General features: G+C 43.6%; 21 protein-coding genes, 3 tRNA genes and 1 other annotated feature. Of the genes, 1 reads left to right on the top strand and 23 read right to left on the bottom strand.

The features are described 5' to 3' along the window. Positions 1–3: 3 nt before the first annotated feature. From H8R94_RS07410 to tyrS, 15 genes are all read right to left on the bottom strand, one after another. The gene (locus H8R94_RS07410) at positions 4–2,142 is read right to left on the bottom strand and encodes a YhgE/Pip domain-containing protein (RefSeq protein WP_186854266.1); all 2,139 of its coding nucleotides are present in this window, start codon (positions 2,140–2,142) and stop codon (positions 4–6) included. Further along, positions 2,139–2,417, bottom strand: a complete 279-nt coding sequence (locus H8R94_RS07405) for a GIY-YIG nuclease family protein (RefSeq protein WP_118534908.1) — start codon at positions 2,415–2,417, stop codon at positions 2,139–2,141. The genes H8R94_RS07410 and H8R94_RS07405 overlap by 4 nt, the downstream gene beginning before the upstream one ends. Further along, on the bottom strand, positions 2,410–4,041 hold the full coding sequence (locus tag H8R94_RS07400; RefSeq protein WP_186854265.1) for a GGDEF domain-containing protein: 1,632 nt from the start codon (positions 4,039–4,041) through the stop codon (positions 2,410–2,412). The genes H8R94_RS07405 and H8R94_RS07400 overlap by 8 nt, the downstream gene beginning before the upstream one ends. Before the next feature lie 67 nt (positions 4,042–4,108). Continuing rightward, positions 4,109–4,846 (bottom strand): M23 family metallopeptidase, encoded by a 738-nt coding sequence (locus H8R94_RS07395; RefSeq protein ID WP_118282383.1) that lies wholly within the window; start codon positions 4,844–4,846, stop codon positions 4,109–4,111. 49 nt (positions 4,847–4,895) lie between these two features. After that, positions 4,896–5,765, bottom strand: a complete 870-nt coding sequence (rsmA, locus tag H8R94_RS07390; protein WP_118282381.1) for a 16S rRNA (adenine(1518)-N(6)/adenine(1519)-N(6))-dimethyltransferase RsmA — start codon at positions 5,763–5,765, stop codon at positions 4,896–4,898. 15 nt (positions 5,766–5,780) lie between these two features. Next, a complete protein-coding gene (locus H8R94_RS07385) occupies positions 5,781–6,569 on the bottom strand; it encodes a TatD family hydrolase (protein WP_186854264.1) in 789 nt (262 codons plus the stop codon). A gap of 91 nt (positions 6,570–6,660) precedes the next feature. Continuing rightward, entirely contained in the window at positions 6,661–8,628 is a 1,968-nt protein-coding gene (gene metG / locus H8R94_RS07380) for a methionine--tRNA ligase (protein ID WP_186854263.1), read from the bottom strand. A gap of 15 nt (positions 8,629–8,643) precedes the next feature. Further along, entirely contained in the window at positions 8,644–9,108 is a 465-nt protein-coding gene (locus tag H8R94_RS07375) for a zinc ribbon domain-containing protein (protein ID WP_118534914.1), read from the bottom strand. 87 nt (positions 9,109–9,195) lie between these two features. Then, the gene (deoB, locus tag H8R94_RS07370; protein WP_178010565.1) at positions 9,196–10,386 is read right to left on the bottom strand and encodes a phosphopentomutase; all 1,191 of its coding nucleotides are present in this window, start codon (positions 10,384–10,386) and stop codon (positions 9,196–9,198) included. Between the two features lie 45 nt (positions 10,387–10,431). Next, on the bottom strand, positions 10,432–11,223 hold the full coding sequence (udp, locus tag H8R94_RS07365; RefSeq protein ID WP_118534916.1) for a uridine phosphorylase: 792 nt from the start codon (positions 11,221–11,223) through the stop codon (positions 10,432–10,434). A gap of 60 nt (positions 11,224–11,283) precedes the next feature. Then, the gene (locus tag H8R94_RS07360) at positions 11,284–11,730 is read right to left on the bottom strand and encodes a cytidine deaminase (RefSeq protein ID WP_330593026.1); all 447 of its coding nucleotides are present in this window, start codon (positions 11,728–11,730) and stop codon (positions 11,284–11,286) included. A 108-nt stretch (positions 11,731–11,838) separates the two neighbouring features. Beyond that, positions 11,839–12,816, bottom strand: a complete 978-nt coding sequence (locus H8R94_RS07355) for a calcium/sodium antiporter (protein WP_186854262.1) — start codon at positions 12,814–12,816, stop codon at positions 11,839–11,841. A 33-nt stretch (positions 12,817–12,849) separates the two neighbouring features. Beyond that, positions 12,850–13,422 carry a manganese efflux pump MntP gene (locus H8R94_RS07350; RefSeq protein WP_186854261.1) on the bottom strand — a complete coding sequence of 191 codons (573 nt, stop codon included), beginning with the start codon at positions 13,420–13,422 and terminating at the stop codon, positions 12,850–12,852. Between the two features lie 313 nt (positions 13,423–13,735). Beyond that, positions 13,736–14,314, bottom strand: coding sequence for a phosphatase PAP2 family protein (locus H8R94_RS07345; RefSeq protein ID WP_243238471.1), 579 nt, complete (start codon positions 14,312–14,314; stop codon positions 13,736–13,738). Positions 14,315–14,338: 24 nt separating this feature from the next. Next, on the bottom strand, positions 14,339–15,559 hold the full coding sequence (gene tyrS / locus H8R94_RS07340; protein ID WP_186854260.1) for a tyrosine--tRNA ligase: 1,221 nt from the start codon (positions 15,557–15,559) through the stop codon (positions 14,339–14,341). Positions 15,560–15,674: 115 nt separating this feature from the next. After that, positions 15,675–15,943, bottom strand: a binding site (T-box leader). A gap of 295 nt (positions 15,944–16,238) precedes the next feature. On the opposite strand from tyrS, the gene H8R94_RS07335 reads away from it, so the two are divergent. After that, the gene (locus H8R94_RS07335) at positions 16,239–17,312 is read left to right on the top strand and encodes an AraC family transcriptional regulator (RefSeq protein ID WP_118534919.1); all 1,074 of its coding nucleotides are present in this window, start codon (positions 16,239–16,241) and stop codon (positions 17,310–17,312) included. Positions 17,313–17,378: 66 nt separating this feature from the next. On the opposite strand, the gene H8R94_RS07330 is transcribed toward H8R94_RS07335, so the two are convergent. From H8R94_RS07330 to H8R94_RS07295, 8 genes are all read right to left on the bottom strand, one after another. Then, positions 17,379–18,899, bottom strand: a complete 1,521-nt coding sequence (locus tag H8R94_RS07330) for an MFS transporter (RefSeq protein ID WP_158575184.1) — start codon at positions 18,897–18,899, stop codon at positions 17,379–17,381. 258 nt (positions 18,900–19,157) lie between these two features. Next, positions 19,158–19,394, bottom strand: coding sequence for an alpha-L-rhamnosidase C-terminal domain-containing protein (locus H8R94_RS07325; protein ID WP_186854259.1), 237 nt, complete (start codon positions 19,392–19,394; stop codon positions 19,158–19,160). A 163-nt stretch (positions 19,395–19,557) separates the two neighbouring features. Then, complete coding sequence (locus tag H8R94_RS07320) at positions 19,558–20,712, bottom strand: AraC family transcriptional regulator (RefSeq protein WP_186854258.1); 1,155 nt, start codon at positions 20,710–20,712, stop codon at positions 19,558–19,560. A gap of 94 nt (positions 20,713–20,806) precedes the next feature. After that, positions 20,807–20,877, bottom strand: a tRNA-Cys gene (locus H8R94_RS07315). Positions 20,878–20,936: 59 nt separating this feature from the next. Continuing rightward, a tRNA-Glu gene (locus tag H8R94_RS07310) sits at positions 20,937–21,008 on the bottom strand. 16 nt (positions 21,009–21,024) lie between these two features. Continuing rightward, positions 21,025–21,112 (bottom strand) — tRNA-Ser (locus H8R94_RS07305). A gap of 97 nt (positions 21,113–21,209) precedes the next feature. Continuing rightward, positions 21,210–21,758, bottom strand: coding sequence for a Fe-S-containing hydro-lyase (locus H8R94_RS07300; protein WP_186854257.1), 549 nt, complete (start codon positions 21,756–21,758; stop codon positions 21,210–21,212). A 19-nt stretch (positions 21,759–21,777) separates the two neighbouring features. After that, positions 21,778–22,620 (bottom strand): fumarate hydratase, encoded by an 843-nt coding sequence (locus tag H8R94_RS07295; protein WP_186854256.1) that lies wholly within the window; start codon positions 22,618–22,620, stop codon positions 21,778–21,780. Between the last annotated feature and the right edge of the window lie 5 nt (positions 22,621–22,625).

Below are 22,625 nucleotides of genomic sequence, written 5' to 3'. Positions count from 1 at the left end.
TCCTTACATCATTTCCGTATCTTCCAGACGCTTTTCCATGTAATGGTTGAGCCCCTCGAATGGGATACGGATCAAAAGTCCGATGACAAGACCTACACCTAAGAAGGTCAGTAACTTGAGCAGATAAACTACAATATCCGCCTCGTATAATCCACAGATACATTCACGCATAGCGTTGATCGCGTATGGGAATGGGAAGAAGATATATACCTTCTGGAAAAATTCCGGCAAAAGTTCGATCGGATAAGTTCCGCTACTTCCGGCAATCTGCAGCACTAAGATAACAACGGCAATGGCTTTACCTACATCGCCAAAGGAGTAGACCAGTGCATAGATCAAAAGGGTAAAGGTCAGACTGGTCAGTGCGCCGACCACCCAGAACAAAAGCGGGTGAACACACTGAATCTTCAAGATGAAAAGATCACCCAAGACCGTGATCAGGGTCTGTACCTGCCCCATAGCGATAAAGAACATGCCTCTTCCAAAGAAAAGTTGTGTCGGTGTCGCATCCGGGTATTTTGATTTTGATATTTTTACTTTGACAATGGCTACCATGATGATACAACCTACCCATACAGACAAAACCGTATAGAATGGTGCAACTGCAGAACCATAATTTTCAATCGGATATACCGCAACGGACTCGATCTCTACCGGCTCGGAGAAGAACTCACCGTACATATCCGGATCACCGGTCAGTGTATCTACCAGTGCCTGCACACGCTCGTCGTCCTCAACGCTCTTTGCCTTGTCGATCGCCTTGGTCAGTCTGGTGCTGATCTTGGATAAGGCTTCTTTGGTCTTTTCCAGACTCTTATCCGAAGTAGAAATCGTTGTCTGCAAGGAAGAAAATACATTTCCCATGGAGTTGAGCACGCCGCTCATATTGTTCATGACCGTACTTGCATTGCCGATCACATCCTCTAAGTTATCCACGCAGGTATTGAGCTGTGGTACCAACTGGTTGTTGATGGTATTTCTGGTCGATGTGATATTGGAGACCGCCTTGTCAATATCTGAGATCATGGTCGCCTCGGCATCCTTGATCTGCTGGGCGGTCGCATCATACTGTCCGTCCAGATCTGCCTGTTCTAATATCTTTTGCAGGGCATCCACGGCATCGGATAACTGCTGCAGGGTATTGACCACATCCGTATTCCCGTTTTCATCTGCAATGGACTGGCTGAGGGCATTGATATCTTTATTTAACTGGTTGGTATCCTTTAAGGTCTGCTGACAGGCATCTGCCATCTGATCAATATCACCGCTGATCTGCGCCTGCTTTAACTGATTTTCCATGTTTGTCAACATGGTGATCATGGTATCAACCGTCAGATTCATCTGATCTTTGTAGGCATTTAAGGTATTCTGGCTCTGCTGGATAGAACCGTTTGCCTCAGACAGACTTCCTGCGGAAGACTTGGTCTTGCCCTCCAGATCACTCACATCATCTGTGGCATTTGCAATATTAGAGGATAATACCGCATTTCCACTGATGACCTTGTCGATGGTATCCTGATAATCGATCAGATTGTCATTCAACTTCTCTAACTTCTCAATAAAGGCATCCACACCGCCTTCTTCCTCGATGTCGTCATACATATCATTGACATCTTCAAAGATGGTCTTGGTCATGACCTTTACAAACTCTTCGTTGATGTTGCTCTGTACGGTCGTAACGATGGTATCCGAGATCTTATTGGCTACCGGATTCTTTTTCTGATTCTGGTAAAAGATCAGGGTAGGTTCCTCTGTTGTGTTTACGAACATATTATACATATTGTATGTAAAATCTTTTTGCACAACGAGTGCTGCATAGTATTTACCGGATTCCACACCCTCAATGGCTTCATCCGCAGAATCCACGAACTGCCAGTCGACCTTATCGTTGTCTGCCAATTCATCCATGATGTCTTCACCGGTATTTTTGAACTCTCCGTCATCATCCGTATAACCCTGATCCAAATTGACAGCCGCTAACTGTAGATTACCGGTATTGCCGTATGGATCCCAGTTGGAATAGATATTGAACCATGCATAAAGTGCTGGTAAAAAACATACACCAATGGCGATAATCAGGGCAAACAGATTTTTTGCCAGATTTTTCACATCTGTAAAAAAGATTTGTTTGATCGTCTTCATGCCTTTATCCCTTTCGTATTTGTCTGATTCTTGATCAATTCTATTTTCTGCTTTCGCGTTAATTTTTTGATCGCCGCTTCCCGGCGCATTGCCTCTTCCTTTGTGGCATATTCCTCATGGTAGACCATTTCCACCGGAAGACGCGCTTTTGTATATTTGGCACCCTTGCCCGCATTATGCGTTTGCAGGCGTTTGGCCAGATTGGTCGTATAACCTGTGTAGAGTGAATCGTCGCTACACCGGAGTATGTAGGTAAAATGCTTTTTATCAGTCATGATTGGCAAACCTCTCTACATCTCCCAAATGCCCCAGTCGGATGCTGTTTCTGGAAACCTTCTTTACCTGATAGAGAAGTTCATCTGCTGCATGCAGATAGTCCCAGACCTTGTTTTCCTCTACGGGAACACCCCAGCAGATGCCCTGTGAAATGGTCAGAACCTCTGCCGCCTTGGAGTATTTATGCTCTACCGCCTGACGCAGGATCATCTGTTTCAGATGTTCTGCCCACCGATAGGTCTCTTCTTCTGACATCCCGGAGTATATGAGGACAAACTCATCCCCTCCATAGCGGGAACAGAAAACTTCCCCCTGATGCTGCATCTGCATGATCATGCGGGATACCATCTTAAGAGCCTCATCTCCTGCCTGATGTCCGTAATTATCATTATATTCTTTGAAATAATCAATATCTAAGATCTCAATGCCAAGTGGTGTCTGCTGTTCGCGTGCACGGATAAAAGCATCTTCTCCGTATTCGTTTAGTTTGTAGCGGTTGTAGAGTCCTGTCAGAGGATCTGTCTCTGACTTGCGGTGGAGGGCAATATTTTCCTGCTCCACTTCCCAGTTGATCTGCGCCAGATTGTTGAGGGAATTACGCATGTTGATCATGCTCGCCACCATAACGCTGTTTTCTTTTTCCATCTCCTCAGACAACTCATAATAGGTCACGGCCGCCTTCTGGAAATTGTCCTGATCCTCTATGGCTTTATAGTAGCAAACCAGCAGCGTCAGCAATTTTTTCTCCAGATTGCGGATATTGGTCTGCTTGGTCAGTTCCTCGACGATAAAATAGCAATCCTTAAAGTCCTCATAACGCTTGCCATCCAAAAGCATACGCATATACTCATAGAGATCGTCGTAAACATCCATGATCGGCACTTCTTCTTTCAGATAGTCACCGATACGCCTTATCTCACGCAATAAGGCATCTTCCTGTCCTCTTTCATAATAAAAACGCGCCTGAAAACATGACACAACAAGCCCATCGACGTTTTGCAGATATGGCTTGCACTCTTTTTCAATCTTGTCATTGTAACGCGCTGCCGTCGCAAACATTTCCTGACCGGATTCCTCCTTGCCCATGAAAAGATATGCCTTGGCAATGTTGAGATATGCCGCCGTCAAATGCTCTATGTAACCGGGCATGGTCGGATTCACGATAATATAGTGATAGCCGCTCTCCAGGTGGTCAAGTGCCTTTTGATACTCATGGATGTTCAGATACAGGGAACCGATATTCATATGTACGATCCATTCCAGATTCGGCAGTCCGTATTTTTCACAATAGGAAAGTGCTTTCAAGTAATAATCCATGGCATAAGGCGCGTTGCCGCGATTTAGGGACATGATGCCCAGCATATTGTTTGCCATCACGACATATCCCCACTCCCCGATCTTTTCCATGGAAGGAATACACGCGATCATCTGAACATAAAAGTTTCTGGTGTCATTCATTAAATAATAGGTCTCGCCCCTGGAAAAGCAGGCAAAACCTATCAATGCATCGTCGTGTATCTTACGTCCGTATTCTTCAATCTTATCGCAGTTCTCCATAAGACGCTTAGAGTCTCTGCCCCGGTCAGACTGAATTTCTTTTATCCAATTTTGAACCTCTTGCATATAAAGACTGATATTCATACGCCCATTATAAACCTGTCATTTTGAAAAATCTATTACCGAATTTTTCTTATTGTTGCAAAAAATCCTGCGGATTTACTGGGTTTCCATCCTTTCGCAACTCAAAATACAGGTTTGCTCCTTCTGCTGAATAATATTTTGATGGCTGGCTGATATATCCTATGCACTGGCCTGCTGCAACATACTCGCCTGTTGCAACCGGAATCTCCTTCAACTGACCATAGACAGCCTCGTAACCATCTCCCAAGTCCATTGTTACTGTCGTTCCCGTTTTTGCATCATTTAAAATGGATGTTATCTTTCCCGCACAGGCGCTAACGACTTCGTCATTGACCTCTGCTCCGATGATCAGTGCCGGGTTGCACTGGTATTGCTGTAATGTCTTAAAATACACCGTCTGCTCCATGCTGTAGTCGATCAGCACCTTGCCATCGACCGGCCAGGTCAATTCGTCCGGGAAATGTAAGGTGATCGCGGATGTCTCTGCCACCTGCTCGATCACGCTCTGCTCGGCTGTCTGCTGGGAGTCCCTCTCTGCAAGGCTTGCCTCGTAACGCTCCTTTTGCAGGGCTTCCATATCTACAGTCGAGGTCTTTGGCTCTACCGTGCCGGATACCGACTGGCTTTCTTCCTCTGCAAGACTTTCCTGCTTTGCCTCCTGCCGCTGCATGACATTCTTCTGATAAAAATACATCAGCGTGAATCCAACCGTGGCAATAATCAGCATAATTCCCGCTATCTGATAGGATAAACGATGATTTTTTATATATTCACTCTGTCTCTTCATTCCACTACCTCCTACTCATAGGATGGCTGAAATGAAAGATTTTATACGATCAATGTACTTTCTTTTTTAAGGCTTCGCTCAGACGCGCAAATTCTTCCAGGGAAAGGGTTTCACCACGCACAGAAGCCGGATAGCCCAGTTCCTCGATGGTCGCGATAATGTCTTCCTTGGCGACCGGAATGGTCGGTGCATTGTTGAGTCCGTTTGCCAGCGTCTTTCGTCTCTGGTTGAAAGATGCGCGGATCACACGAAACAAAAATCCTTCATCCGTGATCTCAACCGGCGGCTTTTCGTGACAGGTCAGGCGGATCACAGAACTTGCGACCTTTGGCTGTGGTACAAAACAGGTCGGTGGCACGACACAGACGACCTCCGGCTTTGCAAAATACTGTACTGCCAAAGAAAGCGCACCGTAATCCTTGGTGCCAGGTCCTACCTGCATGCGATCGGCAACTTCCTTTTGTACCATAATGGTAATGGATGCCAGCGGCACATGGCTCTCAAACAAGCCCATAATGATCGGCGTCGTAATGTAATATGGCAGATTTGCCACGACCTTGATCGGCTTTCCGCTATTTTTTTCTCCGGCAAGGGATGCAATATCCACTTTGAGGATGTCCTCATTTAAAACCGTCACATTGTCGTATTCCTTTAAGGTATCGTCCAAGACCGGCAAAAGATTGGTATCGATCTCGACTGCTACGACCTCTCTGGCGGCTTCGCACAGATACTGGGTCATAGTACCGATACCCGGTCCGATCTCTAAGACAAAATCATCCTTTGTGATCTCGGCCGCATCGATGATCTTTTCCAGAATATGCGTATCGATCAAAAAGTTCTGCCCATATTTTTTTTGAAAATGGAAGCCGTGTTTTTCTAAGACCGCCATCGTATAGGCTGGATTTCCTAAATATGCCATAGTAACTCCTAATTTCTATTGTAATAGACCATACATGTTTCTTGCATTGATCTCTGTCTGCTTTTCTACTTCTTCCGGCAAAATGCCGCGGATGTCTGCAATCTTATCGATCACATAGCGAATCTGCGATGAATCATTGCGCTTGCCACGGTTTGGCTCCGGGCAAAGATAAGGACTGTCTGTTTCCACCAGAATACGCTCAAGCGGAATCTCCTTTGCCGTCTCAACCAATTTTTTGGCATTTTTAAAGGTAACTACACCGCCGATCCCGATATAGTAGCCCATGGCAATGTATTGCTTTGCCATTTCCGGCGAATAGGAATAACAATGAATGACACCCGGGTGCTTGATATCCGGGTGGGCTTTTCCGAATTCCTGCAAAATCTCCATGGTATCTTCCGCCGCATCTCTGGAATGTATGATAAAAGGTTTTTCTAACTCTACTGCCAGATCCAACTGCTGACGGAACCAGTATTTTTGTGTATCTTTGCAGGCATGTCCCTCCTTGCGGAAATAATCAAGCCCGATCTCTCCGATGGCAAGAACCCTTGGATCCTGCGCCATCTGCCGGAGGCGGTCAATACAAGCCGCATCCATAGACTCCACCTCGTCCGGGTGCACGCCAACGGCTGCGTAAATATAATCATAAGACTGTGCCAATGCGACGCTGGATGCAGAAGATTTCATATCTGCTCCCACATTGACAACGATACCTACATTTTTGGATGGGAGAACTCTCAATAAATCCTCCCGATCCACATCAAATTGTCTGTCATCATAATGTGCATGACTTTCAAATATCATCTTTTTCTCTCTTCATTTAAAGTAATCTTATAGACACTTGCAGGGTCAGACCAATCCGACCTGACCCTGAAGTTATGATTATAGTGTTTGATTAACAGATCTCTGCGCCTGCCGGCATGTCTTTTTCCGGTGTCATGAGTGACAGATTGCCCTCTGCGTCCTCTGCACAAAGCAACATTCCCTCGGAAAGTACACCTGCCAACTTGGCTGGCTTTAAGTTCACGAGAACCATGACCTTCTTTCCGACCATCTCCTCGGCACTGTAGTATTTCTTGATGCCGGACACGATCTGCTTGGTCTGACTGCCAATGCGAACCTGTGAGCAAAGCAACTTCTTAGACTTTGGCACTTCCTCACACTTGATGATCTCGCCTACCTGAAACTGCATCTTGGTAAAATCGTCAAAACCGATCTCATCCTTTGGCTCAATATCAATCACATCTGCATCTTCTTCCGGCTCCTCCTGCGGTGCTGCAACCGGCGGATGGAGTTCAGCAACCTTTGTCATGACCTCGCCCAGATCCAATCTTGCAAAAAGGATCTCCGGTGCATCTGTCACCTTGGTTCCGCTGACATAGTGACCAAAGGTGGAAAGTTCCTCGTATGGGACTTCTTTTGCATTTAACTGTGTCAGGATACGGTCGGTTGTCTCCGGCATGAAACTCTTAAGCAGGGTAGCACCGATGGAAATACTCTCTACCAAATTGTAAAGAACGGTTGCCAGACGATCCTGCTTGGTCTCATCCTTGGCAAGTGCCCATGGCATTGTCTCATCAATATACTTGTTGCAGCGCTTGAAGAGTGCGAAAACTTCTGTGATGGCATCTGCCACACGAAGATCTTCCATCTTGGCTTCCACGCGGGAAACGGTAGAAGTAACAACTGCCTTGAGATCATCATCTACCGGCTCATTTACACCTTTGTCACAAACAAGACCGTCAAAATATTTATTGCTCATGGAAATGGTACGGTTTACCAGGTTTCCAAGTGTATTTGCAAGGTCAGAGTTCATACGCTCAACCAGAAGTTCCCATGAGATAATACCGTCATTGTCATATGGCATCTCATGCAGGACAAAGTAACGTACGGCATCCACGCCAAAGAAATCTACAAGTTCATCGGCATAAAGCACATTTCCTTTGGACTTGCTCATCTTGCCATCGCTCTGGATCAGCCACGGATGACCAAATACCTGCTTTGGAAGCGGCAGGTCAAGTGCCATCAAAAAGATCGGCCAATAAATGGTATGGAAACGGATGATATCTTTACCGATCAGATGCAGGTCTGCCGGCCAGTTCTTTTTGAAAAGGTCAGAAGAATTGCCGTCGCAGTCATAACCGATACCGGTGATATAGTTGGTAAGGGCATCTAACCATACATAGGTAACATGCTTTGGATCAAAATCTACCGGAATACCCCAACTAAAGGATGTACGGGATACGCAAAGATCCTGCAGTCCCGGCAAGAGGAAGTTGTTCATCATCTCATTCTTGCGGGATACCGGCTGAATAAACTCCGGATGTGTATTGATATGCTCGATCAGACGATCGGCATACTTGCTCATCTTGAAGAAATAGGCTTCTTCCTTTGCCGGCTGTACCGGTCTGCCACAGTCCGGACAGCAGCCATTCTCATCCAACTGCGATTCTGTCCAGAAAGACTCACATGGGGTACAATACAAGCCTTCATAGGCACCCTTGTAAATATCGCCCTGATCGTATAACTTTTTGAAGATCTTCTTTACCTGCTTCTCGTGATCCTCATCCGTAGTACGGATGAACTTGTCATAAGAAGTATTCATCAGATCCCAGATACGCTTGATCTCTGTAGATACATTGTCTACAAATTCCTTTGGTGTGATACCGGCTTCCTTTGCCTTTAACTCGATCTTCTGTCCGTGTTCATCTGATCCTGTCTGGAAAAATACATCATATCCTTCCTGTCTTTTAAAACGAGCAATACTGTCCGCCAGGATGATCTCATAGGTATTGCCGATATGCGGCTTGCCTGAGGTATATGCAATGGCGGTAGTAATGTAATACTTTCCTTTGTTTGACATTTTAACTTCTAACTCCTACTCTTCATCTTCTTCAACGACTTCGCCGGAAACAGTCTCTACGGTCTCCTCAGCGACTTCGTCTGTCTTTTCTTCGGTTACGACCTCATCTTCATCCTCGAAAATGTCCTCGTCCATCTTTGCACCACACTTGCTACAGAAAGCAGCGCTACCACTTACAACAGCGCCACACTTCGGGCATGCCTTACCGCCCTTGGTGTATGCGATCTGCTCCTTGATCTCCTCGATCCGCTTCTGTGCTGCTACTACTTCCTCAAAAAGTGAGGTATATGCCTCTGGTGCGGCATCTTTATTCTCCTGATAGAAGATCTTACCGATCTCCTGATACTGCTTGTTCAAAAAATCTTCCTTTGAACGCATCTCATACTGTAACTTTGCAACATCCGTCATGCCCTTTGCCTTTTCGCCGACTTCCTGTGTTGCACTTACGATAGAATCACCTAATTTACTGAAAAAATCCATTTGTTTTTCCTCCTTTAGATAAATTTGTCAAAGTCATACTGATATATTCTGTCATTATAACATTATTATGGCGCGCTTTTCAACGTATTATCGCAGACTGTCAAGAATTGAGTGCCCGATCGTATGCTCTGGCATTGCAAGGGAAAAATTGTCTGCGATCGTCGCGCCGATCACCGCAAAGGTATCTTCTTCCGGTAAAGGTCCGCTGCCTTTGTGTTTCTTGGAATACGCAAGAAACGGCACCTTTTCTCTGGTATGATCCGTCCCGGTATAGGTCGGATCATTTCCGTGGTCTGCCGTGATGATCAAAAGATCGTCCTCCCGGAGTACCGGGAGCAGTTGACCCAACTTGACATCAAACCGCTCGATCTCCTGCCCATAACCAATCGGATTGCGCCTGTGCCCCCAAAGAGCATCAAAATCCACCAGATTGACAAAGCATAGCCCGCAAAAATCACGCTTTGCGATCTCGATGGTCTGCTCCATACCATGCACACTGCTCTTGGACCGGTTACTTTCCGTAATACCCTGACCGACAAAAATATCATTGATCTTGCCAACGGAGATCACATCAAATCCCGCGTCTTTTAGACTGTTCAAAACGGTCTTTCCTGTAGGTTCCAAGGCATAATCATGCCGGTTGCTGGTACGGACAAATTGACCCTTTTTCTTTCCAACATAAGGTCTTGCGATCACACGTCCAACCCGCCACTCGTCTTTCATGGTAAGTTCTCTTGCAATCTCGCAGTAGTGGTAGAGATTTTCCAGTCCCATGGTCTCCTCATTGCCACAGATCTGCAATACGGAATCCGCAGATGTGTATACGATCAGGTGGCCTTTTTCGATCTCTTCCTCACCCAGTTCGTCCAGAATTTCCGTACCACTTGCCGCCTTGTTACCAATGATATGGCGACCGGTACGCTCCTCCAACTCCTTGATGAGTTCCGGCGGAAAACCATGTTCTGTAAAGGTAATGAAAGGTTTTGTCGTCTCAATCCCCATCATTTCCCAATGTCCGGTCATGGTGTCCTTGCCATTGCTTTTTTCACGCAGGGGCGCATAGTAGGCAAGAGGGCTTTCTACCGGATCTACTTTATCCATCGCTTTTAGATTTGCCATGCCAAGCCGCCGGAGATTGGGTATGGTAAAGGAATCCATCTTCTCTGCAATGTGTCCTAAAGTATCCACACCAAAATCACCGAATTTGTCGGAATCCGGCATGGCGCCAATGCCAAGTGAATCCATAACAATGAGAAAAACACGTTTGTAACGATACATTACAATTCCTTCTTTCTTCCTGATCTACTCTAATATCTTTAGCATTTACAATACTTCTAATCCTGTCTTGTCATCCCGGATTAAGATTCGAAGGGCATCCACGGCTGTCTCAATCGCCAGTTCCGTATCATGTACCTGTGCATTGGAAAGTCCCAACTTGGCACGCTCCTGATTTGCCACAACCAAAAAGCAGGATCCCACGCGCACCCGCAGAAAACTGCCTGCAATAAAGAGTGCCGCAGATTCCATCTCGGATGCCAGACAGCCCATCCGAAGCCATGCCTGCCACTTATTCTCCAGTTCATAGGATACCGGCATGACCTCCGGCTCATGCTGTCCGAAGAAAGAATCCTTACACTGGACAACACCGGCGTGATATGTGATTTCTTTCTCTTTTGCTGCCTGTATCAAGGCATGCATGACATCGACATCCGCTACTGCCGGATACTCGATCGGTGCATATTCCCGGCTAGTCCCTTCCATACGGACAGCACCGCTGGCGATCACTATGTCACCTCCACATACATCCTGCTGCATGCCACCGCAAGTACCCACACGGATAAAGGTATGCGCACCTGCCTTTGACAATTCCTCAAGGGCGATGGCTGCCGACGGTCCACCGATCCCGGTTGAAGTCACACTGACTTTTTCCCCATCCAGCATCCCTGTGTATGTAACAAACTCTCTACTATCTGCCACCAAATGCGCATCCGTAAAATGTTCAGCGATCTTGGCACAACGCTTGGGATCTCCCGGCAGGATCACATATTTTCCAATGTCTTCCGGTCCGATTCCGGTATGATACTGTTTGCCGGACCCTTCTGTGTAATCAACCATACGTTACCTCCTTTTTAGGGACGTTCCTTTTGCCATATGGAGTATCCCCTTTGGCTCATCTTATAAATTATCCGGTCCAAAACTTTCCGGTAAAAGTTGACCTAATGTCATCGTCCGGTAAGAGATCTCTCCCTCCGGCGTCTGCTTTCCCAGATAGATCAAAAATTCGTCCTTGCAAAATTCCCGCATGACCTGACGACAGACACCACACGGCGGACAGATCTGCGCACAAGTCATGTCTGCCCTGCCACCCACAATGGCAATGGCTGAAAATTCGTGCTCGCCCTGGCTGACTGCCTTAAAAAACGCTGTCCGCTCAGCACAATTTGTCGGTGTGTATGCCGCGTTTTCAATATTGCATCCTGTGTAGATCCTGCCAGTTTTTCCCAAAAGTGCTGCACCGACAGCAAAGTGGGAATAGGGCGTATATGCATTTTTTCTTGCCTCGATGGCTTGCTCTATGAAACTTATGATCTCTGTATTTTCCATGGTCTTATTATATCCCATAATAACTTATTTTTAAACAGGATATCCTCTTTTGCAATAAACATGATTATAATGATAGAAAGCAAAATAGCCGCCCACAGGCGGCTATTTTAATAGTTAAATAATATTTTATCTCAGGCAAATATAGACAAGATAAATAGCATACAGAACCAGCATGATGATGCCTTCCTTTTTGCCGATTTCCTTTTTGGTTATGCAAAATACCCATGTGATCAGTGAGAATACTAAAAGCACGATAATGTCGATCACGTTCTCCATAAGGAAAGTGATCGGGCTGATGGTTGCCGCAACACCCAGCACCATCAGAATATTGAAGACATTCGATCCAACGACATTGCCAACTGCCATATCCAATTCATTCTTTCTGGCTGCCACAATGGATGTCACAAGTTCCGGTAAAGATGTTCCAACGGAACAGATGGTAAGCCCGACAAGCGTTGCACTGATACCAAAACTTGTAGCAATGGTAGAGGCAGAGTCTACAACCCAATCGCCGCCATATTTGATAGCAATAGCGCCACCTACGATATAGATAATGGATTTCCAGACGGGCTGTTCTTTCATTTCACTCATCTCTTCGTTCATCTCACGCTCTTTTTCAGAGATTTCTCCACGCTTTCTTGCATCCATTGCACTCTTGATCAAAACTACGATAAATCCTACAAAGATGACCAAGAAGGCAATTCCATCGATACGCCCCAGTTCCATGCCAATGCATCCGCAAACAAGCAGTAGAATGGCACATAGCACAGAAAACGGATAGTCTCTTTTTAAGACATCCCGGCTTACCTGTAACTTTGAGATCACTGCACAGATACCAAGTACGACCATCAGATTAAAGATATTGGATCCGACAACATTGCTGACCGCAAGTGTATTCTGATTGTTCATGGATGCCGCAATACTTACAGATGTCTCCGGTAAACTGGTTCCCATTGCAACGATCGTCATACCGATGATGAGTGATGGAACCTTTAACATCTTTGCAACCGATGAAGCACCTTCAACAAAGAAATCTGCTCCCTTTACTAATAATACAAAACCAATGATCAGTACGACCACTGCCTTTAAAATTGTTACTGCCATTTCTTTTCCTCCTATAAATATACTGCCCTTCTCTTATCCCAACAGATGCTCGGTCAAAATTTTTAATCCCAGTAATACTAAGATCAGACCACCTACCAGTTCTGCTTTCGCCTTGTATTTGTTTCCAAAAATGTTACCAACAAAGACACCGATCGCAGATATGACCGCCGTTACCAGACCTATGATCGTAATGGCTTCCACAATGTTAACTTCCAAAAATGAAAATGTGATGCCAACCGCCAGCGCATCGATACTGGTCGCGATCGCCAAAATGAACATTTCCTTGATATCAAGTGGCGGATCCATCTGATCAATCTCTACGACTTCATCCTTTTCCCTGATTGCCTCTGCCATCATCTTGCCGCCAATATAAGCAAGCAAAACAAATGCAATCCAATGATCGATCGCGCTGATCTTATCTGCGAACTGACTTCCCAAGAGCCATCCAACAAATGGCATCAACGCCTGAAATCCGCCAAAGAAAAGCGCAATGACAAAACATTGCTTTTTGTTGACCTTGCGCATGGCAAGACCCTTGCAAATAGACACGGCAAATGCGTCCATAGCAAGTCCTACGCCCATCAACATGAGTTCAACAAGTCCCATATTACTTCCTTCTTCTAAAGTGTGTGGATTTTAACTTTTGTATGTGTGCTTGTCCATAAAAATAAAGATTATCTTATAGAATAAAAAAGAGACTCCATATGTATATGATCTGCTACTACAAAATGTAATAGTCACCATATACATATGAGTCTCACCATTTAAGATTTGCCAGGCTATTGCCGGGTCTGTTGACAAATCACACAATTCTTATGTGCTAGCTACTCCCTCATAGCCATTTCAATATATCGGAAATGTCAGAAAGTGTCAATGTAAAGCATGTCTCATCCATTGTACTTTTATAGATACAATCCTACTATGCAATCTTTGTTTTTTTCTCCTCCATCTTGCGATAGATAAAGCGTACAGTGATACCCGCGAGAATTGCCTCAATAATGCCTAGAATGGTTCCCGTCAGCACGTCTGTTGGAAAATGCACAAAGACATACATTCTGGAAATGGCGATCAGCGCCGCCAAAACCACTGCTGCAATTCCCTGCTTTCGATACCTTGCATACTGGACAATGGATACCGCAGATGCAAAAGAGGCAGAAGAATGCCCCGACGGGAAGGAATAATCCTTTGGATTTTTCACTAAGAGCGTTACTGAATCATCAATCCAGCAAGGTCTTGCCCGCATGACTGTATTTTTTAAAAATACATTGATCACCAGCAGTGAAAATAAGAGGGCAAGCGCAGATGTCCAGACCACCTTCTTATCTTTGCAGAAAATCAGCATAGCGATCGTAAGCAGAATCCAAAAGATTCCGGCATTACCAAGTGATGTGATCGCCACCACGATCTTATCTAAGACCGGATTGTGCAGTCCCTGAAACCAATACAAAAGATCAAATTCCCAGTCAAAATAAAAAACATTTCCCATTGTTGCTATCATATGTATACCCCCAGAATAATTATTTTATGCCAACTCTACCTTGCAGAATTTCTTCTTGCCCTTTTTCAAGATAAATTCCTCTGCAAAGGCTTCTTTTTCATAAGTTGCATGTGAATCTGTTACTTTTTCGCCATTGACAGAAACACCGCCCTGCTCTACCGCACGTCTTGCTTCATTACGGCTTGTGGCAAGATTTGCACTGATCAGAAGTTGTAAGATGTCAACACTGCCATCCTTAAAGATATCCTCTGTGATGGTCTCCGTCGGCATATTTGCAGCACTTCCGGTAGAAAAGAGTGCCTTAGAAGCCTCTTTTGCCTTTACGGCTTCCTCCTCGCCATGCACCAATTTGGTAAGTTCATAGGCAAGGATATTCTTAGCTTCATTTAACTGGCTTCCTTCCCATTTATCCATCTCGTCGATCTGCTCAAGTGGCAGGAAAGTAAGCATACGCAGGCATTTTAAAACGTCCTGATCGGATACATTGCGCCAGTACTGGTAGAACTCAAACGGTGATGTCTTATTCGGGTCAAGCCAAACGGCACCTGACTGGGTCTTACCCATCTTTTTGCCTTCAGAATTAAGAAGAAGATTGATCGTCATCGCATAGGCATCTTTTCCAAGTTTACGACGGATGAGTTCTGTACCACCTAACATATTGCTCCACTGATCGTCTCCGCCAAACTGCATATTACATCCGTATTTCTGGAATAACATGTAAAAATCATAACTCTGCATGATCATGTAGTTAAACTCAAGAAAACTCAGTCCTCTCTCCATACGCTGCTTGTAGCACTCTGCGGTAAGCATACGATTGACGGAAAAATGTGGTCCAACATCACGCAGCAACTCAACGTAATTCAAGCCCATCAGCCAGTCTGCATTATTTACCAGAATTGCCTTGTCTTCTGAAAAATCGATAAAGCGGCTCATCTGCTTTTTGAAACAATCTACGTTATGTGCGATCGTTTCTGTTGTCATCATCTGACGCATATCGGTTCTTCCGGATGGATCACCGATCATGGCTGTTCCGCCACCGATCAATACAACCGGCTTATTTCCAGCCATCTGCAAGCGCTTCATCAGACAAAGTGCCATAAAATGTCCTACATGAAGACTGTCTGCGGTAGGGTCAAATCCAATATAGAATGTAGCCTTTCCGTTATTGATCAACTCCTTGATCTCTTCTTCGTCTGTTACTTGGGCGATCAGTCCCCTAGCAACCAATTCATCATAAATTGTCATTTTTTCCTCCATTTCCGCAACCTGACAAAAGTTGCTCTTATATTCTATGCGTGGAAGATCTGTTACAGAGCGTTATTTATAGGAATAAAAAAACGCCCTCTATCTTCTTCCAAAGATAAAGGACGAGTAAACTCGTGGTACCACCTTTATTCACAAATATCTCACGATACCTGCCTCATCAAGTCTCATAACAAATAATGTCATGTGAAACTCTTAGCACGATAACGTGTGCCAATCCGGCGCATCCTACTTTTGAACTATAGATCCAGGTTCAGACTGCTACTCAGGAAGGTATTCAAGATACCGTCTTCTGCGTCTCGCACCAACCGACGCTTCTCTGATTCCGATCTCTGTATCTCTACTCTTTTCCATCAACGTATTTATCAATCTCCCTCATTATACAGGCGCAGGTTTTCATTTGTCAACAAGTAAAAAACGGCATGCGCAATCCAAGGACTGCACATACCGCTTTTACAAGAAGGGTTTTATCTAAAATTTACGGAAATTGCCTTGATCCGGTTGTTATCGGTAGAATTTGTTTTTGTTTTTCCCATTGTTGTTTTACCCCTTTCAACACAACTTGTATTGGATATTTCTATCATATATAATTATATGTGATAGAAACATATCAGTTTTAACTGTGATTTTATTATTTTTTTACATATTCGAGGTAATATTTATGTTTTTTATGACAGGTCATCCACAAAGTGATATCAGTGAAGCACAAAGTGATTTTATTATTCAGCATGATTCATCAAATACAGGACGATTTGTTTTAAACCATCCTTACCGTCTCATGTTGATCTCCATTCAGCCGGACAACCCGGATCATTATCAGAAATTGACCATAATCTCGCCTAAAGAGACTTTCTTCTTTGAACTATCCATGAAGGAACTTAAGCAGGTACCGGATGGAAGAAATCTTCATAAACATGACTTTTATGAGATCATGATCGTATTGGATGGGGAGGTATATCAGAATATCGAAAACGAAAGACATCTCTATACCAAAGGAAGCTGCTGTATCCTCAATAAAAATGTGCGGCATACTGAGGAATATCGCGATTACTATCGCGTTGCATTTGTCCAGATCTCATCGAATTTTCTGAAACACCTATATGAATGCATGACCCTGCATATCTTTGGCAGACATAAGACAAAGGACTCCAAATTCTTACAGTTTCTGGATAACAATATCAACGAACGACAAACGGCAAATAAGAATTATCTGGATCTGATTTCCCAAAAAGAGCATACATTTTTGGTAAAGCATGTGCACAGCATCTTAGATCAGATCGTACATATCACGGTCGATCCTACGCCGGATGCCAATATTCGGGTACAAGGTCTCTTTTTAGACCTGCTCTATAATCTCTCCCGCCCGGATTATTACAACTCAGTTCCTATCCGCATCGGAACAGACACGGAAAACCGCCTTTTCCAGCAGATCACCAAACTTTTAGAGGCAAACCACGGACATATCTCCAGAAAAAAATTGTCTGATGCACTCAGTTATTCCGGCACCTATCTCAATGCCATCTGTAAAAAATACTCGGGACTTTCCCTTTTTGATTATGGCATGCATTTTTGTATGAAGGAAGCCAGCATACGTCTTCTGGATACTGACCAGACTATTGCTGATATTTCCAGAGACTTGGGTTTTACCAACCAAACACATTTTTATAAAGTCTTTAAAGAAAAATATAAAATGACACCTATGCAATACCGCAAACAGAACCAGACAAAGGAATAAAAACAGTCATAGGAAAAGGAGCCGAGACTTTCGTCCCGACTCCTGTTATTTTATGACTTATGTATTTTATGCTTCTGCATTTTCGTTTGCTTCTGCTTTTGCCTTCATCTCTGCTACTTTCTTCTGAACCTCAACCATTTCTTCCTTGTTCAGTTTGTAGAATCTCATAGCAACGATGTTGCACAACCATCCAAGAATTGGAAGACCGAACATTAAGAACATTGTCATCCAGAATACACCCTTTGTTGCAGGATCGCCCATCTGAGGAACGGTATCCTTATATCCGATCAATGTAATACAGAATGCTGCAATGGTAGATGCAAGTGATGTGATGAGTTTATCAATAAAGTTGTAAACACCGGAAATAACAGCCGGTAAGTAGTTACCTGTTCTTGCATATTCATAGTCAACAATATCTGCCTTCATAGCAGTACCTGTTGTGGTAAGAACCATCTTTGTACCGGTTGTAGCCAACTGCAATAATGCATAAATGATCATTGGTACACCGAAGACACCGATGGACTTCATACCGGTTGGTCCTAAGATCGCACAGAATACAACTGTAATCACTGCTACTGCAATAGAAAGCCATGACCAAACGGTTGTTGCCTTCTTTGCACCCATCTTAGCAACGAATACACCACCACCAAAGGCAAATAAAATACCTACGATCATAGTAAAGTTACCGATCATAGTTGCTGCTGCATAGGATCCGATCAAGATACCGGACGCCATGGTTGTAATGATAGACTGTGATCCGACCTGCTGAGCCAACTTATCAGAAATACCGGTAAGCATATACATCTGGCAAGGCTTGTTGTCTTTTAAGATAGCAACCATGTCCTTAAACTTAACGGTCTGGTTCTTCTGACCATCTTTTCCGATAACTTCAAATGTCTTTGCATTATCTGACTTACGAACAGCGAAGCATGCAAGTAACATAAAGATACCAGCTGTAATTACATACCAGTAGCAAGCTTCTTTCAGCATCGGAGCATTATACTGATTGTCGTATCTAGGCAAAATAGCAAAGGTAACAATGTTGTTAAAAATAAGTGGAACAAGATATGAGAACAATGTTCCAAATACACCCATCATTGGACGCTGTGTTGGGTCATTCGTAAGTACGATACCGATCGTACCACCTGCCATACCATTGATGGTATATCCGCAGATATATACAACATAAATAAGGATAAATACTACAATACCAGTTGTTCCTGTGTATTTACCGGATGCCCAATCAAACATCATAAGAACTGCAAGTGCTGCCATCACCCATCCAGTCACAAGGAAGATACGGATCTTTCCATGTTTTGGATTCATTTTTTCGAACAATGCTGCAAAAAGCGCATCTGTGAATCCATCAAAAAGTCTTGTTCCTGTAATAATGATACCTGCAACTGCCGGTACGATTGCGTATCCTGCATTTGCAATGTAAGATGCATACATCATCAGCAAATAAAAGCAGATACCACATCCGTTATTTGCGTTACCAAGTATCATTTCGAGCATGGATGCTTTACGATACTGAACGCCATCACGTGCGCTGGCATTAAAAATGCCGGCTTTTTTCTCGTTTGCCATAGTCAAACCCTCCATATTCTTTTCATTTATCACTTCTCAACACTGCGCTTTCCTATTTCGTAGAAAGTTGTGCAGTATCTCTGTGGCTTATGATTAAATTATAAAGAGTTTATAAAATCAGATGTCGGAAAATTCGACGAAATGTAAACAAATTTGTCTGATCTGGCTATTTTTTCAACTTTACTATACAAATTCGTTGGAGATAAGGCTTTCTCTTTGTTCTGCCTTATTTATTAACTATACATTTGTATATCAAAACTATAAAGACACAACTCTCTCATAAGATCCTGCCTTCAGGGTCTCTGGATCGCAGCCTTCCAATCGGACCGTAGCAGTCATATTTGCCGGGATCTCAAAGGTGTAGACAATACGGTTTTTTTTATATTTCCAGTCAGACGTGATCTTTCCATATGGAGAATCATAGGAAGCATGCAAATAACCAAGTCTTTGGTCTGGCTCCAGCCATTCTCCCCACATCCATTCTGTATCGATCATATAGTCTCGATATTCCATGGCTTAGACAGATGGTTTACCTGTAAATCTCTGATCTTCATGAAAAAACCTCCCATTTTGTTTTTAGCAATCTTTTCTTTATTGTAGATTGCAAAATAAAACAAAAAAAGAGGTCTTTCATACCATATAATATGGTGATATAAAACTAATCAATATCATTTCTATATTGTAAAGGTGTCTTTTTATACTTTTTCTTAAACAGTTCGATAAAATAGGATGTATCCTCATATCCGACATGTAGGGCAATATCTTCCACAGACATTCTCATATTTTTCAAAAGCAGACAAGACTCCTGCAAACGTGTATCCTGAATCTGTTTTAAAATAGTCGTACCCATGTGTTTTTTAAAAATCCGGTTCAGATAAGTTTTTGAATAGTGAAATTCTTCTGCGACTTCTTCTAGGGAAATGCTTGCATAGTTATGATTGATATACAATAAAATCTGTGTCATCTGCTCTCCTTCTTTTCCAAGCCTGGAGGACAATTTTACATTTTTACACTGACCAAGAAGTTCCAGAAAAAAGATACTCAGATAATGATCACAAATTCTTGCTCCGTATGTAGTTTCATTCAGATAAGCTACCATGAGATCAAGTAACTTGTCCCTTAATACTTCATCATTTCCACCTGAAAAAACAAGATATGCATTGGATTCCTGCGAAAAAAGTACCTCACTGAAAAACTGATGCAAAAGACTCTGTTGCGGAATATCCCCCAGAAATGTCTTCTCAAAAGTGTATTTATTAACTACAATATTGATCATCATACTGTCATCATAAATATTTACTTTATGCTGCATTCCCGGCGGAATGATCAGCAGGTTTCCTTGATTCAAAGTCTCCTTTTTTTCTGCTTTTCCTTCTTTACTGCGTAAAAATTGATCAACCTTTCCCTTATATATGTAGCACATCTCTATAAATTCATGATCGTGAAATTCTCCGGGAGAAAATCGAATGTGTTTATTGATAAAGATGTTTTTGTCTGTTTCAAAAAATTCCTTGTGAAGAAAATGTACTCTGTTTTTTTCCTTTATTTCGTGATCCATATTCTTTTGTACATTTTCTTTTTCCCATGCATCCAAATCTACATTATCCAGATCAAGAATCTTTTTGGGATATTTTTCATCGAGTTCTTTTTTTCTCTGAAGAAATCTGCTACCTTCCTTCATAAAAAAAGCATATTTTTTTTCCATATCATAAAAAGAATTCACTTTACCATCCTGTTCATAATATGTGCGAAATATTTCTTCGATTGCACTGTATTCTGTCAGATAAGATATAATCATTTCTCTGCTTATCATAAGGTCTCCTCATCTTTACAAATCAGGGAATTCCACAGGTTTTTCCTGTGATATAAAAACAAAAGCGGCTCACTACTGTGAACCGCTAAATCAGAGGCGCCAACCAGATTTGAACTGGTGATAGAGGTGTTGCAGACCTTTGCCTTACCACTTGGCTATGGCGCCATAACTTGCATCAACATGATGCATTATATAAAAAAGTCATACATCCGTCAAGATGTAAGTGACTCCGACGGGAATCGAACCCGTGTTACCGCCGTGAAAGGGCGATGTCTTAACCGCTTGACCACGGAGCCATATGCATTATGAAAACGGAGAAGGAGGGATTTGAACCCTCGCGCCGGTCACCCGACCTATACCCTTAGCAGGGGCACCTCTTCGGCCACTTGAGTACTTCTCCATAGTCGAACCAAATCAATATTCACAATGCACAAACTATTCTACTAAAGGTATCCCCATTTGTCAACGGAAATATTGCATTTCTTCGCAATTTTCTTTTATTTCTGATACTCCAGAATGGCTGTTTCATAGAGATTATTTCCGTGGCAATCTGCTACAACTATGACCGGAAAATTTTCGACCATAATCTTACGGATGGCTTCTGCACCCAGATCATCATAGCAGATGACTTCTGACTCTGTGATGCATTTAGAAAGAAGGGCACCGGCACCGCCAACGGCTGCAAAATATACAGCGTGATTGCGGATGACAGCATCTAAGACTTCTTTTGTCCGCTTTCCCTTACCGATCATAGCCTTTTGTCCCAGATCTAATATGCGCGGTGCGTATTTATCCATACGGCTGGCTGTTGTCGGTCCTGCGGAACCGATCGGTCTGCCCTCTCTGGCAGGTGAAGGTCCCATATAATAAATCGTTGCATCTTTGATCGGGATCGGAAGTTCTTCTCCACGATCCAGGACTTCCATCATACGCTTGTGCGCTGCGTCGCGTGCTACATACATCTGACCATCCAGATATACATAGTCCCCAGAAGTCAGGCTTTCTGCGATTTCTTTTGTAATTGGTAATGTAATATGTCTATCCATCTGAAACCCCTTTTTACAATTATAATTCTCTCACTACGTGGCGATTGACGTGACAACAGATGTTGACTGCCACCGGAAGTCCCGCAATATGTGTTGCATAAGTATTGATATTGACTGCAAGTGCCGTGGTGCTTCCGCCGAGTCCACCCGGTCCGATTCCCAGTCCGTTGATCTTTTCAAGCATTTCTTTTTCCAGATCTGCCACCCATGGAATTTCCGGCTTCTGATTGAGATTTCTGGTAAGTGCCTGCTTTGCCATCAGTGCAGATTTTTCAAAGGTTCCGCCAATACCGACACCTACGACCATAGGTGGGCAGGCATTCGGACCTGCATCCTTTACCGCGGTGAGAATGGCATTTTTTACACCCTCGATTCCATCGGCAGGTTTTAACATAAAGATCCGGCTCATATTTTCACTGCCAAAACCCTTTGGCGCAAATGTGATCTTTACCTTATCTCCGGTCACGATAGAATAATGGATGACAGCCGGTGTATTATCCTTGGTATTGACGCGCTCGATCGGATCACCTACGACAGACTTGCGCAGATAGCCATCAATATAACCTTGGCGCACACCCTCATTGATGGCATCTTCCAGACTACCGCCGACAAAATGCACATCCTGTCCGATCTCCATAAAGACAACTGCCATACCGGTATCTTGGCAGATGGGAATGGTTTCCTGGTCTGCGATCGTGAGATTTTCCTGCAACTGCTCCAAAATCTTTTTGCCCAGAGGAGATTTTTCTTCTTTTGTCGCAACTTTCAGTGCCTGATCCATGTCCTCTGACAGATAGTGATTTGCCTGAATGCACATATCCGCAATTTCTTTTGTGATGTCTTTTACCGCTATTTCTCTCATTGTAT

This window comes from Roseburia lenta, assembly GCF_014287435.1.
Taxonomy (GTDB): domain Bacteria; phylum Bacillota; class Clostridia; order Lachnospirales; family Lachnospiraceae; genus Pararoseburia; species Pararoseburia lenta.
This window is presented reverse-complemented; position numbering and strand designations above follow the sequence as displayed.

What these genes read in the sequence shown, in the direction of transcription:
- H8R94_RS07410 (WP_186854266.1), bottom strand. Translation starts at nt 2,142, where the DNA reads ATGAAGACGATCAAACAAATCTTTTTTACAGATGTGAAAAATCTGGCA.
- H8R94_RS07405 (WP_118534908.1), bottom strand. Translation starts at nt 2,417, where the DNA reads ATGACTGATAAAAAGCATTTTACCTACATACTCCGGTGTAGCGACGAT.
- H8R94_RS07400 (WP_186854265.1), bottom strand. Translation starts at nt 4,041, where the DNA reads ATGCAAGAGGTTCAAAATTGGATAAAAGAAATTCAGTCTGACCGGGGC.
- H8R94_RS07395 (WP_118282383.1), bottom strand. Translation starts at nt 4,846, where the DNA reads ATGAAGAGACAGAGTGAATATATAAAAAATCATCGTTTATCCTATCAG.
- rsmA (WP_118282381.1), bottom strand. Translation starts at nt 5,765, where the DNA reads ATGGCATATTTAGGAAATCCAGCCTATACGATGGCGGTCTTAGAAAAA.
- H8R94_RS07385 (WP_186854264.1), bottom strand. Translation starts at nt 6,569, where the DNA reads ATGATATTTGAAAGTCATGCACATTATGATGACAGACAATTTGATGTG.
- metG (WP_186854263.1), bottom strand. Translation starts at nt 8,628, where the DNA reads ATGTCAAACAAAGGAAAGTATTACATTACTACCGCCATTGCATATACC.
- H8R94_RS07375 (WP_118534914.1), bottom strand. Translation starts at nt 9,108, where the DNA reads ATGGATTTTTTCAGTAAATTAGGTGATTCTATCGTAAGTGCAACACAG.
- deoB (WP_178010565.1), bottom strand. Translation starts at nt 10,386, where the DNA reads ATGTATCGTTACAAACGTGTTTTTCTCATTGTTATGGATTCACTTGGC.
- udp (WP_118534916.1), bottom strand. Translation starts at nt 11,223, where the DNA reads ATGGTTGATTACACAGAAGGGTCCGGCAAACAGTATCATACCGGAATC.
- H8R94_RS07360 (WP_330593026.1), bottom strand. Translation starts at nt 11,730, where the DNA reads ATGGGATATAATAAGACCATGGAAAATACAGAGATCATAAGTTTCATA.
- H8R94_RS07355 (WP_186854262.1), bottom strand. Translation starts at nt 12,816, where the DNA reads ATGGCAGTAACAATTTTAAAGGCAGTGGTCGTACTGATCATTGGTTTT.
- H8R94_RS07350 (WP_186854261.1), bottom strand. Translation starts at nt 13,422, where the DNA reads ATGGGACTTGTTGAACTCATGTTGATGGGCGTAGGACTTGCTATGGAC.
- H8R94_RS07345 (WP_243238471.1), bottom strand. Translation starts at nt 14,314, where the DNA reads ATGATAGCAACAATGGGAAATGTTTTTTATTTTGACTGGGAATTTGAT.
- tyrS (WP_186854260.1), bottom strand. Translation starts at nt 15,559, where the DNA reads ATGACAATTTATGATGAATTGGTTGCTAGGGGACTGATCGCCCAAGTA.
- H8R94_RS07335 (WP_118534919.1), top strand. Translation starts at nt 16,239, where the DNA reads ATGTTTTTTATGACAGGTCATCCACAAAGTGATATCAGTGAAGCACAA.
- H8R94_RS07330 (WP_158575184.1), bottom strand. Translation starts at nt 18,899, where the DNA reads ATGGCAAACGAGAAAAAAGCCGGCATTTTTAATGCCAGCGCACGTGAT.
- H8R94_RS07325 (WP_186854259.1), bottom strand. Translation starts at nt 19,394, where the DNA reads ATGATCGATACAGAATGGATGTGGGGAGAATGGCTGGAGCCAGACCAA.
- H8R94_RS07320 (WP_186854258.1), bottom strand. Translation starts at nt 20,712, where the DNA reads ATGATAAGCAGAGAAATGATTATATCTTATCTGACAGAATACAGTGCA.
- H8R94_RS07300 (WP_186854257.1), bottom strand. Translation starts at nt 21,758, where the DNA reads ATGGATAGACATATTACATTACCAATTACAAAAGAAATCGCAGAAAGC.
- H8R94_RS07295 (WP_186854256.1), bottom strand. Translation starts at nt 22,620, where the DNA reads ATGAGAGAAATAGCGGTAAAAGACATCACAAAAGAAATTGCGGATATG.